The following is a 12,083-nucleotide window of genomic DNA, read 5'->3' as shown; positions in this document are numbered from 1 at the left end:
AGTAGGCTGCGGCTTTGCTATCAATCCTGAAGATCCTAATGCTTAGTCCGTATCCAGAAATCTTGTTACTAAATCGTATACTTCATCCGGTGCTTCAGCGTGCACCCAGTGGCCGGCATTCGGGATAGTCTCCACCTCTACGAGCGTAAACAGGTGCTCGATGCTGCCATAAATATCTTCGGGTAGAATGTAGCGCGAGCGTCCGCCTTTGATGAAGAGTGTGTGCTTCTTAAAGGGAATATCTGATGTGATAGGAGCCGCTATCTTATCGTAATTTTTCTCGATAGCGTCAAGGTTCATGCGCCAGCCGAAGGTGTTGTCTTCCTTGCGGTAGAGGTTCTTCATCAGGAACAGGCGGACCTCCTCCTGCGAAATCGTTTTGGACAGCTGCTTGTCTACATCGCCACGACTGGTCACGGTGCTTAGGTCTACAGACTGTAGTGCATCGATGATCTCGTCGTGGTGCGGCGGGTATGCCTTGGGCGCAATATCCACCACGATCAGTTTGGTGAGGCGGGTTGGGTATTTGAGCGCATAGTTCATGGCTACCTTACCGCCCATGGAGTGCCCCATGATTGCCGGAGTAGGTATTTGCAGGTCGTCCACCAGGCGCAGCACATCTTCGGCCATGGCATCGTAGTCGTGTTGTTCGCTATGCGGAGAACGACCGTGGTTGCGCAGATCTACCATAAACACATTGTAATGCTCAGCCAGTCGCTTGGCAAGGGTTGCCCAGTTATCCAATGTGCCAAACAGTCCGTGCAGAATCAGCAGCGGCTGCCCATGGCCCATTTCCTTGTAGTGTAGTTTCATTTTTCTCAGTTATCAGTCAATGTCAGTTTTTAGCTTACGGTGGAAGGAGGGAATAGATTATGATACCACCCGAATCAGCTTCTCTTCGCTTCCGCGCTCTTTCAGCATACCGAGCGGCTGAAGTTGTAAGCCATACTTCTCAAATACCTGCAGTACTTCTTCGCGTCCGCCTGGGGTTACAGCAACTAATAGTCCTCCGCTGGTTTGTGGGTCACAGAGCAGGTGCTTTTGGTCTGGGGTGAGTTCGGCTATTTTGTGACCGTAGCTGTCGAAGTTGCGGTGCGTACCACCAGGTATAGCTTTTTGGGCTAAGTAATCCAAAGCCTCCGCTATAACGGGTACCTTGTCGAAGTACACCTCAGCTGTCAGGTTACTGCCTTCACACATTTCGGAGAGGTGACCCAGCAGACCGAAGCCTGTCACGTCGGTCATGGCTTTTACTTGTTGGAGTTGTCCCAGGTCTGCGCCGATCTTGTTAAGCTGCATCATCTGCTGCGGGGCCAGGTGCGCGTGCTCTGGTTTCAGGATGGCTTTCTTTTGAGCAGTGGTCAGAATGCCTACACCAAGCGGCTTGGTCAGGTATAGCTCACAGCCGGCCGTAGCAGTGTCGTTTCGCTTCAGGTTCGGGATGTCGAGCATACCGGTTACGGCCAGACCAAAGATCGGCTCGGGGCTGTCGATGCTGTGACCGCCGGCCAAAGGTATACCTGCTTCGTGGCAGATGCTGCGGCTGCCTTCGATCACGCGCTTGGCTACCTCGGGCGCCAGTTTGTCGATGGGCCAGCCCAGCACGGCAATGGCCATAGTAGGCGTGCCACCCATGGCGTATACATCCGAAATGGCGTTAGCGGAGGCGATGCGGCCAAAGTCATAAGCATCATCCACGATGGGCATAAAAAAGTCGGTGGTGCTGATCACGGCGCGGCCATTGCCAATGTCGTAAACGGCGGCATCGTCTCGGGAGCTGTTGCCTACCAGAAGTTTGCCGTTTTCCGGGTAGTGGATGTTGGTGTGCAGGATCTTGTCGAGCACTTTAGGGGATATCTTGCAGCCACAGCCAGCACCGTGGCTGTACTGGGTGAGTTTTATGTCTTGTACGTTGGTTTCTTCCATGGTATTAGATCAGCTGATGCTGTTTTGCAAATTCAATCAGGCGCTGGGCGTTCTCTTCCGGGTTCAAAGTTTCCAAAGGCAGCCGTAGCACCTCCTGCTTTTTGGCTAGTTCGTAGGTATAGGCTTTGTCGTAATAGGTGAGGGCAATATCAACCATTTTCTCCATGTCACCAGCCGAGATGGATTCGAGGGCCTCTTTCGTGGCCAATCCTCCCAATCGTTTTTTTATTCTCAGAATCGCGGACTCCAACAGGGCAGGATCAGTGCGGCAGTACTCTTCGGCCAGTTTTTGTATACGCAGCGTCTTGGGCACTTTCAGCACAATGGTGGGCGACTGCTGCATACGATCGAAAAGTGGCTTGGGCATCTGTACCTTGCCGATGCTGATGCTTTCGTCTTCCAGCCAAAGCGGTTGCTGATCATCCAGCTCGAGCATGGCCATACCCAGCAGGTTCTCAAAGTGCTCGGTGCTGGGTTGCGGCGCCATACCGATGCTTCCAAAAGAAGAACCTTTGTGACTAGCCAGTCCCTCAAGATCGATCGTTTGCTGACCGTGCTGTCGCAGGTATGGGAGGAGGTCGGTTTTGCCGCTGCCGGTGTTGCCGCTGATAACAAGCAGTGGCCGCTCACGCTCAAACTGCTCGTGCATGTAGTGGCGGTAAGCCTTGTAGCCTCCCTGCAACAGGTATACCTGAAACCCGGCAAAGTCGAGTAGCCAGGCCATGGCTCCGCTGCGCATACCGCCGCGCCAGCAGTGCACCAGGAGTCCTCTGCTTGGAGCGATCTTTTCAGCCTCCCTCACAAGCTTTGACATCTTGGGGCCGAACAGGTCGAGTCCGATCAGCACAGCCGGATCATGCCCCTGCTGTTTGTAAGCAGTACCTACTTTAGCCCGCTCTTCATCCGAAAAAATAGGGAAGCTCAATGCATGTGGTATACGCCCAATCGCAAACTCTTTGGGTGCGCGGGCATCCAGCACGGGCAACTGCTTCGCTTTCTGCAGAAACTCTTCTATGGTGATGCTGTTGATCACGGCTATTTGAGTTGACGCAGGTATAGCTGGATGGTGTTCTCCAGCCCGAAGTACAGCGCGTCACAGATGAGTGCATGCCCGATGCTTACCTCCAGCAGGCCAGGCAGTGTGTCCTTCAGGTACTTCAGGTTATCAAGATCAAGGTCGTGGCCGGCGTTGAGGCCGATGCCGAATTCCTGCGCTCTCTGGGCCGCTACCAGGTATGGCCGTATCGCTTCTTCAGGGCTAGTCGGGTACCCTTTGGCATAGGCCTCAGTGTATAACTCAACCCGGTCTGTGCCTACTAAAGAGGCGCCTTCGATCATGCGTACATCCGGGTCCACGAAAATAGAAGTGCGTATACCTAGCTCCTTCAGCTCACCGATCACATCTGTCAGGAAGTCCTTGTGCTCCAGCGTATCCCAGCCGGCGTTGGAGGTGATGGCGTCAGGTGCATCCGGCACGAGTGTCGCCTGTGCAGGGCGCACGTCCTTTACCAGTTTCAGAAAATCAGGGGTCGGGTTGCCTTCAATATTAAACTCGGTGGTCACTACCTCTTTCAGATCATACACGTCGCGGTAGCGGATGTGGCGCTCGTCAGGGCGTGGGTGCACGGTTATACCTTCGGCGCCGAATCGCTCGCAGTCCTTAGCCGCCTGTACTACATTGGGTCTGTCGCCACCGCGGGCGTTCCGCAGTGTGGCTATTTTGTTTATATTTACACTGAGTTTGGTCATGGTATGTGTGTTGTAGCCCGCAGGCTGGTGATACGTATGCTTACGGAAAGACTAAATTAGTGGAAATTTGCTTAAGATGATAACCTATGGCTTTGGCCGTAGTAGTGTATAAAGTATAGGCAGGAGGTGCATCACTTGCTGTAAACAATCAATCAACCATAAAACTATGAGTTTAAAACAACGCATTGAAGCCGATATCAAGCAGGCGATGTTGGCCAAAGACAAAGCCCGCTTACAGGCGCTCCGCAGCATCAAATCCCTGATCCTGCTGGCCGAGACCGAAAAAGGCGGTACCGAAGGTATAAGCGAAGACACAGAGATGAAGCTGCTCACCAAAGCCGCCAAGCAGCGTCGCGAGTCAGCGGAGGTATACGCCCAGCAGCAGCGCCCCGACCTGGAGCAGGTAGAGCTGGCTGAACTGGCCGTGATAGAAGAATACCTGCCAAAGCAGCTCGACGAGGGTGACCTGCGCATTCGCCTGCTGGACATCATACAGCGAGTGGGCGCAACCGGCCCGTCTGACCTCGGCAAAGTAATGGGTGTTGCTTCCCGCGAACTGGCCGGGCAGGCTGACGGACGCGCTATTTCGAAGGCTGTAGGCGATTTGCTTAACAACACCGATTTCTAGCAGCTGGATTTTTTGCGGGCCCCATACTAGGGCGACTGCTGCAATTGCATTATATTTGAAGGCAGGGGCGACAGGTGTTCGCTTCTGCCTTTAATTTTTCTATCCCGTGAGTACCTTCGATATTTTTCTGGCTATACCTATTTTGTTCGGCGCCTTCATGGGCTTCCGCAAAGGTCTTTTGCTCGAACTGATCTCGCTTTTTGCGCTTGTGCTGGGCATTCTGCTCGGCCTCAAGTTGCTTGATTCCGGCCTGCCCATCATGAAAGAGTACATCGGCGACGCCGGTGGCCTGCTGCCTTTCGTTACCTTCCTGGTTATCTTTGTGGCTATTATTCTGGGGGTTCGGGTGCTGGGCATCCTGCTCAAAAAAGTGATTGACTTTACTCCTTTTGGTTTGTTTGACAACATACTGGGCGGGTTGCTTGGCGCCTTGAAATGGACGCTGGCACTGAGTCTGTTGCTATACGTATCGGAGATGGCAGGTATAGCCATCACGCCCGAAACAGCTGCCAGTTCTACAGTATATCCCTTTGTGGTCAAGACGACTCCCTATGCCCTTAGCGTTATGAGCTACGTGCTGCCCTTTGTGAAATCGCTGCTACTTTCGCTGAAGGAGCATTTCTAAGCAGTATGCTTCTCCTGCTCGATAATTTTGACTCTTTTACCTACAACCTCGTTGACTACTTTGGTCAGTTAGGAGTGGAGGTGCATGTGTTGCGCAATGATGTGAAACTGGAGGATGTACAGGCGCTTCCGATTGAGGGTATCGTGTTATCGCCGGGGCCGGGAGAGCCGCAGCAGGCGGGTGTGATGATGGACGTGATCCGGCATTACCATGACAAAGTGCCCATGCTGGGAATCTGCCTGGGGCATCAGGCGCTCGGTGAGTTTTTCGGAGCCCGGCTTGACAAAGGTATAAAACCGATGCACGGTAAAGTCTCGGAGATCAGTTGCGAGGCTGATCCGCTGTTCGCCGGTCTGCCCTCCAAAATGCCCGTTGTGCGCTACCATTCGCTTGTTTTGAAACATTGGCCTGACAGTATTGTGCCGCTTGCGTATACAGCCGAAAGGGAGCTGATGGCCTTCAGGCACAGTACACTGCCGCTGCATGCGCTGCAGTTTCATCCGGAGGCGGCCCTCACGACTTATGGGCTCGATATGCTGCGAAATTGGCTTAGTATTGCTAATATTGCAGGTCGGTAGCAGCCGGATTTTATAAAACACATTACTTTTACGAATTTCAGGAATGGATCTACAGATCAAACACGAAGACGAATTTCAGTACATAGACGAAGGAGAAGGAGAGGTGCTGCTATTGCTGCACGGCTTGTTCGGAGCCCTCAGCAACTGGAACGGCGTAGTGGATCACTTTTCTAAAAATTACCGTGTGGTTATTCCGCTGATGCCTATCTACGAAATGGCACTTCATAAAGCGGGTGTGCCTGGCTTAGTTTCTTTTATCGAGGATTTTGTTAAATTTAAGAACCTGAGCGACCTCACACTACTGGGCAACTCGCTGGGCGGGCACGTGGCGCTGGTCTATACCTTGAAAAACCCCACTACAGTGAAACGCCTGGTGCTGACCGGTAGCTCGGGCCTTTTCGAGGACTCGATGGGCGGATCGTTCCCGAAGCGCGGCAACTACGAATATGTAAAGGAGCGTGTGGAGTATACCTTCTACAGCCCGGAAACAGCTACGAAAGAACTTGTAGGCGAAGTATTCGATATTACCAACAGCAATGCCAAGTGTTTGCGTATTATCGCTATAGCCAAGTCGGCACAGCGGCATAATATGGCGAAGGATATCACAAACATAAAGGTGCCTACGTTGTTGATATGGGGATTGAATGATACGATCACTCCTCCGCTTGTTGCGCACGAGTTCAACAGGCTGATGCCGGGCTCGGAGCTTTACTTCATAGATAAGTGCGGACATGCACCTATGATGGAACATCCGGAGCGGTTTAACAGTATCTTAGATAAATTTTTGGCCAAAACAGAAGCAAGGGAAACAGCCACATGATCGCAGAAGAACTCATCAACCAAATGATACCGCCGCTTAAGCTTTACGACACCGTCGACAAAGCCTTGCGATGGATGGATGAGTTCCGCGTAAACGAACTGCCCGTGTCCCGCAACCGCAAGTACATGGGGCTTGCCACCGAAACCAATCTGATCGAGCTCCCAGACCGCAGCCAGACACTGGAGCAGGTTAAACTTGATTACCAGGATGTGTTTGTGATGCACCATCAGCATTTCTATGATGTGATGGAGGCCGCCATCAAAAACAAGATTCAGGTCGTGCCCGTGCTCGACGAAGAGCAGGATTACATGGGCATTATCACCATCAACGATACCCTGGCTGCCTTCGGACAGATGTCCGCCTTGCAAGGGCAGGGTAGTATACTGGTGCTCACCATGCAGGAGCGGGACTACTCTCTTGGGCAGATCAGCCGCCTGATAGAGGAGGAGAATGTCAAGATACTGAGCGCCTATGTATCGCCTGACGAGGTGGACCCTTACAATATCAAGCTGACGCTCAAACTCAATACAACCGATCTTACGCGCATTATCGCCACACTCGAGCGATTCGAATACCGGGTGACGGCGCAATTCCAGGACGGGTCCAAATATGACGTTGGCCGTGACCGCCTGGATATGTTGTTCAAGTACCTGGACATATAGCCCTGTCCCAGTCCGTGATCCTTCGCACTTTCTTGCTGCTGTGCTTTAGTCTGCTTTGCTATACCTTAGCAGCGCAGTCCTGCCTGACCGAATCTATTGTGATCGACAGCATCGGCTTTAAGGGCAACGAGGTCAGCAAAAGCCGTATGCTCCTCTTTGAGCTCAATATCGCTCCGGGCGATACCCTGGCTACAGCTGAATTGGAGGACAGGCTGGAGGAGAATCGCAGAAGACTGTTTAACCTGCGGCTTTTTCACGAAGTAGGCTATACCTATACCTGCCTCGAAGGGCGGGTGACGGTGACCTATACCATGCAGGAGCGCTGGTACCTATACCCGATTCCTATCTTCGACCTGGCTGACCGCAACTTCAACGCCTGGCTTGAGCGCCGCGACTGGGGGCGTGTCGACTATGGAATCAACCTGATCAGGCGCAATTTCAGAGGGCGCAATGAAGAGGTGCGTGTCAGGCTGCAGCAGGGCTTCAATAAACGGCTGGAGTTCATCTATCGGGTGCCTTACGTCAGCCGTGCCCATAAGCTGGGTATGGACTTTGGGGTGGCTGACTACAGGAGCCGTGCCATTGATTACCGCACAGTGAATAATCGGCAGCGGTTCTTTGTGCAGGAGAGCGGTGTGCCAATTCAGCGCACCCTGCTCACGACTGGTCTCACACACAGGCAGAGTGTTCAGCGGCAGGAAGGGCTACGGCTAACTTATGTGCAGGAACAGGTGGCCGATACTGTGCTGGTGCTTAATCCGGTATATTACAGTGACGATGGTCGTCACCGGCAGTATCTGCGAGTGGAGCTGTCGAAAGTGGTGAACATGCGCAACTCCTTTATTTACCCGCTCACTGGTAGTTATTTTGAAGCTATAGCCGCTCAGACGTTTTTTATGAACGGAAATGGAACGCCTATCACAACTCTGCGCGCAAAGTATGTGGATTATCGCCATTTATCAGGTAAATATTATTATTTTGTGGGTGGCGAAGCGCAAACCCGGTTATCACGCCGCTATGCTTACGCTGATAATGTAGCGCTTGGTTTTCGGTCGCTGGTGCGGGGGTATGAGCTGCAGGTGGTTGGCGGGCAGCACTTCGGATTGTTTAAGCAGGGACTAACCCGGGAGCTCTTTCAGCATGAGGGGGTGCACCTGAAGTTTATTCGGAGTCCCAAGTTCAACAAGGTGCCATTAGCTCTGTATGCCAACGTCTTTACTGACGCCGGTTACGTAGCCGACGATGTATTTGATAAAGGCAACCCACTGGCCAACCGGCTGCTGGCAGGAGCGGGAGCGGGACTGCACCTGGTCACCTTTTATGACTTTGTGTTTCGGGCAGAGTATACCCTGAATCGCGAAGGTAATGGCGGCTTATACTTTAGTGGCCGTTTCCCCTTTTAACGAAAAGAAGATATATGAAGATAGCTATACTGGGAAAACCCTTTGACGAAGAGTACGGTCCGTTTATTCAGAATCTTTTTGACGAACTGCAGCGCCGTAAAGCCGATATTCTGGTGGTGGAGCACTTTAGTCTGTTTCTGCAGAATCGCATCAACCTGCCCGAGGGTATACCTACTTTCACCCGTGGCGATAGCCTGGATGGCGTAGACTTTGTACTGAGCCTGGGCGGTGACGGCACCTTGCTGGACACTGTCACCTACGTGGGGGCGCTCCAGATTCCAATCCTGGGTATCAACACGGGTCGCCTCGGCTTCCTGGCCACGATTGCCCACGACAGCATCAACCTTGCACTCGATGCCCTGTTCAAAGGCCACTATACCTTCGATGACCGGGCGCTGATCCGGGTAGATTCTGACCTGGAAATCTTTGATGGCATTAATTTCGGGCTGAATGAGTTCAGTTTGCTCAAGCGTGATTCCTCGTCCATGATAGCTGTACATGCGTATATAGATGGGGAGTATCTGAACACTTACTGGGCTGACGGGCTGGTGGTGGCTACCCCAACCGGATCGACGGGCTATTCGCTTAGCTGCGGCGGTCCGCTGGTATTGCCACAGACCAACAATTTCGTTATATCACCCGTATGCCCTCACAACCTGAATGTGCGGCCCATGATCGTGTCAGACCGGAGCGTTATCTCTTTTGAAGTAGAAGGGCGCAGCAGCACATACCTGGCCTCGCTCGACTCAAGATCCGTTCCAGTAGACATGTCAGTTCAGATAGCGGTGCGACGAGAGAATTTTGTGGCACGACTTGTCAAACTGCATCACGTAAATTTCCTGACCACGCTACGTGGTAAGTTAAATTGGGGCCTTGATAAAAGAACAAATATTTTTAGGTAAATTATATTCAATATTTAATATACAAATTTTTATACCAGAAAATTATTTCTATTTTTGTCACAATGGTTTAATTTGGATGAATTATAAGCCTGCGGAATACGCTTAAAAGAAATTGGTTCGCTATGAAGAGATTTACTACGCTGTTTTTATTACTTACTGTTGTGCTTACCACTGTGGCCATAGAGGCTGAAGCACAGCGTTTTACTAAGCGAAAGGAGTACTCCACAGTGGGTATCCAGCTCGGTGCGTCTAACTACTTCGGCGACCTGGTGCCTCAGCCAAACTTTACGAGTATGCGCATCAAGTCTACTCGCCCGAGTGTGGGTATTAACTATACGCACCGTCACTTCCCGCGTATTTCATCGCGTGTGGCTTTCAACTGGAACCGCATTGCGGGTGATGACGCCCTGGCAGCGGGACCTGATGAAGGGGAGAACTTAGGCCGATACAGACGTAACCTGTCTTTCCGCAACGACATCAAAGAACTGAGCGCTGTAGCAATCATTGACCTTTTCGAAAACCGTAACTACTACCGTCGTCGTCCAGACTTCGTGCCTTATGGTTTCATTGGTGTGGCAGTGATGCACCATAACCCGAAAGCGTATTATGAAAACGGTTCTCATCCAGGCTTGTCAGCTGATCAGGATATACCTTCTGGTTGGTATGCCTTGCAGCCACTTGGTACAGAAGGTCAGTTCGTAGATCATCCAGGTACTGTAAGCAGCCCATACAGCCGTGTGCAGGTTGCCATTCCGTTTGGCCTTGGCGTACGATACAAGCTGGATCGTAACTGGGACTTTAGCTTCGAGGTAGGTTGGAGAGCCACTTTCACCGACTACCTGGATGACGTAAGTACTGCTCACGTAGACAAAAATGTGTTGCTAAGCGAAGGTAACAACGTAGATAATCGCAATGCCTCTGTTATTTTCTCTGACAGAAGTGCTGAGTCAGGCTTTACAAATGACTTGATCACAGAGCCTAATGGTTTTAGCCGCCTGCGTCCATATGGCACCAGCAACAACCGCACACGAGGTAACAGTTCTGACAATGACTGGTACATCCAGACAAGCCTGGGCCTGAACTATATTCTGAACCCACGTGTAAGAAGACCTAAATTCAGATAATATAACGGAGTATAGTGCGTTGTTTTCCTAAACTCCGTAAAAAATACATGATTTTGAATACATTCAGACAGACGCTCCTTATTTGTGTACTACTGCAAATTGGGAGCGTCTTTTTATGCAATACTGCTACGGCTCAGCTGCAGCAGATCAAGCCAGTAACCACCAGTGAGATTGGTGTCGGCATAGGCGGAGCCAATTATGTTGGTGAAATATCACCCAATTATCGTTTTCTGAGCAACCAGCCTGCCATGACGATCTTCTATCGTCATGATATTTCAGCGCCCATAACGCTCAAGGCAGCCTTTATGGGCAGTCATCGCATATTTAACGACAAGGCATTCAAAGATGAGTCTCAAAATCTGCCCCACCACGATTGGCGTGACACAGAATTGAAACTGAGTATGCTGGAATTTTCGCTAGGTATAGAGTACAACTTTCTCGATTACTACGAAGATGTTCGTAAGCCACACCGCGTGTCGCCCTACTTCTTCATAGGAGCCGCATTGCTCAACTATAACCATCAGCTTTCCCGCCAGGGCGATGTGATGGAACCATTCGACAACAAATTCGCCGTTACTATTCCTTTTGGAGTGGGTGTGAAGTATGCGCTCAGCAAGCATTGGAATCTGGGCCTGGAGTTCGGTCCTCGCTTTATGTTTACAGATAATCTGGACTATCTGCAAGAGAATGGATCTGGATTGCTAGCCACAGAACTGGGGGCGAGCAACTCGAAGGCGTATGCTAATCCCTTCGATAAAGATATGTACTTCTATAACGGTATAAGCCTTTCTTACACACTATATCGACTTAACTGCCCGCCTGTTTACAAACGCAAAGCCGGAATACTAGATTAACCCGCTAAAATTTCATTAAATTATCTTGCTTTTTGTAACTTGCAAGGAAATTGTGGTTTAATGAATTTAAGGGAACAAGTAGATTTAGACAATTTGCCAAGACACATTGCCGTTATCATGGACGGGAATGGACGATGGGCAAAGAAACGTGGCGGCCTGCGAATTTTCGGTCATCAGAGTGCTATCACGGCTGTTCGTGAAACTGTGGAAGCCGCAGCGGAGATGGGAGTCGAATATCTAACCCTGTACGCCTTCTCTACCGAAAACTGGTCGAGGCCGGCAACAGAGGTTTCCGCATTGATGCAACTACTGGTATCTACTATCAGAAAAGAAACCGCGACTCTGAACAAGAACAATATCCGGCTGCAGACGATCGGAAATACAGAAAGCCTGCCGAAAGCCTGTCAGAAAGAATTGCTTGAAGCAATCGAGATAACAAAGGATAACAACCGCATGACCCTGGTACTGGCCCTAAGCTACAGTGGTCGCTGGGACATTGCACAAGCCATGCAACGAATTGCCGTTGAAGTGGGTCATGGTACTATAGCACCAACTGATATAAGTGAAGCCACCATTGCGCAGTATCTCTCTACGGCGGGTATACCTGATCCTGAATTGCTGATTCGTACGAGTGGGGAGCAGCGTATCAGCAATTTCCTGCTTTGGCAGCTGGCCTACACGGAGCTCTATATTACGGAGCTACTCTGGCCTGATTTCCGCAAAGAGCACCTCTACGAAGCTATATGTGCCTTCCAGAGAAGAGAACGCCGCTTTGGCAAGACAAGTGAACAACTAACAAAGTGAACATATTA

General features: G+C 51.0%; 14 protein-coding genes. 10 read left to right on the top strand and 4 right to left on the bottom strand.

What is annotated here, in order from left to right; all coding sequences use genetic code 11:
• Window positions 1–42: 42 nt before the first annotated feature.
• From AC5FXQ_RS16685 to AC5FXQ_RS16670, 4 genes are read right to left on the bottom strand one after another with little or no spacing between them, the layout of a single operon-like run.
• Window positions 43–813: an alpha/beta fold hydrolase gene (locus AC5FXQ_RS16685; protein ID WP_493603551.1), complete on the bottom strand. Its 771-nt coding sequence runs from the start codon at window positions 811–813 to the stop codon at window positions 43–45.
• A 57-nt stretch (window positions 814–870) separates the two neighbouring features.
• On the bottom strand, window positions 871–1,926 hold the full coding sequence (selD, locus tag AC5FXQ_RS16680) for a selenide, water dikinase SelD (protein ID WP_493603550.1): 1,056 nt from the start codon (window positions 1,924–1,926) through the stop codon (window positions 871–873).
• A gap of 4 nt (window positions 1,927–1,930) precedes the next feature.
• Window positions 1,931–2,959, bottom strand: coding sequence for a tRNA 2-selenouridine(34) synthase MnmH (mnmH, locus tag AC5FXQ_RS16675; protein WP_493603549.1), 1,029 nt, complete (start codon window positions 2,957–2,959; stop codon window positions 1,931–1,933).
• A 2-nt stretch (window positions 2,960–2,961) separates the two neighbouring features.
• Window positions 2,962–3,675, bottom strand: a complete 714-nt coding sequence (locus AC5FXQ_RS16670) for a pyridoxine 5'-phosphate synthase (protein ID WP_493603548.1) — start codon at window positions 3,673–3,675, stop codon at window positions 2,962–2,964.
• 166 nt (window positions 3,676–3,841) lie between these two features.
• Here AC5FXQ_RS16670 and AC5FXQ_RS16665 point away from each other — a divergent pair, with 166 nt between their 5' ends.
• The 10 genes from AC5FXQ_RS16665 (at window position 3,842) to uppS (ending at window position 12,075) form a co-directional block, all read left to right on the top strand.
• A complete protein-coding gene (locus AC5FXQ_RS16665) occupies window positions 3,842–4,303 on the top strand; it encodes a GatB/YqeY domain-containing protein (protein WP_493603547.1) in 462 nt (153 codons plus the stop codon).
• Window positions 4,304–4,409: 106 nt separating this feature from the next.
• Complete coding sequence (locus tag AC5FXQ_RS16660) at window positions 4,410–4,928, top strand: CvpA family protein (protein WP_493603546.1); 519 nt, start codon at window positions 4,410–4,412, stop codon at window positions 4,926–4,928.
• A gap of 5 nt (window positions 4,929–4,933) precedes the next feature.
• Entirely contained in the window at window positions 4,934–5,506 is a 573-nt protein-coding gene (locus tag AC5FXQ_RS16655) for an anthranilate synthase component II (protein ID WP_493603545.1), read from the top strand.
• A 43-nt stretch (window positions 5,507–5,549) separates the two neighbouring features.
• Window positions 5,550–6,326, top strand: a complete 777-nt coding sequence (locus AC5FXQ_RS16650) for an alpha/beta fold hydrolase (protein ID WP_493603544.1) — start codon at window positions 5,550–5,552, stop codon at window positions 6,324–6,326.
• Window positions 6,323–6,988, top strand: coding sequence for a CBS domain-containing protein (locus tag AC5FXQ_RS16645; protein WP_493603543.1), 666 nt, complete (start codon window positions 6,323–6,325; stop codon window positions 6,986–6,988). The genes AC5FXQ_RS16650 and AC5FXQ_RS16645 overlap by 4 nt, the downstream gene beginning before the upstream one ends.
• A 14-nt stretch (window positions 6,989–7,002) precedes the next feature.
• Window positions 7,003–8,391: a POTRA domain-containing protein gene (locus AC5FXQ_RS16640; protein WP_493603542.1), complete on the top strand. Its 1,389-nt coding sequence runs from the start codon at window positions 7,003–7,005 to the stop codon at window positions 8,389–8,391.
• Window positions 8,392–8,405: 14 nt separating this feature from the next.
• Window positions 8,406–9,293, top strand: coding sequence for an NAD kinase (locus AC5FXQ_RS16635; RefSeq protein WP_493603541.1), 888 nt, complete (start codon window positions 8,406–8,408; stop codon window positions 9,291–9,293).
• Window positions 9,294–9,415: 122 nt separating this feature from the next.
• Window positions 9,416–10,417 (top strand): DUF6089 family protein, encoded by a 1,002-nt coding sequence (locus tag AC5FXQ_RS16630; RefSeq protein ID WP_493603540.1) that lies wholly within the window; start codon window positions 9,416–9,418, stop codon window positions 10,415–10,417.
• 47 nt (window positions 10,418–10,464) lie between these two features.
• Window positions 10,465–11,271, top strand: a complete 807-nt coding sequence (porG, locus tag AC5FXQ_RS16625) for a type IX secretion system protein PorG (protein ID WP_493603539.1) — start codon at window positions 10,465–10,467, stop codon at window positions 11,269–11,271.
• Window positions 11,272–11,331: 60 nt separating this feature from the next.
• Window positions 11,332–12,075 carry an undecaprenyl pyrophosphate synthase gene (gene uppS, locus AC5FXQ_RS16620; RefSeq protein WP_493603538.1) on the top strand — a complete coding sequence of 248 codons (744 nt, stop codon included), beginning with the start codon at window positions 11,332–11,334 and terminating at the stop codon, window positions 12,073–12,075.
• The last annotated feature ends 8 nt before the right edge of the window (window positions 12,076–12,083 follow it).

Source organism: Pontibacter sp. LHS1 (genome assembly GCF_058932855.1).
Note: the sequence above shows the minus strand (reverse complement) of the source record. Positions and strands in the feature narration are given on the sequence as shown.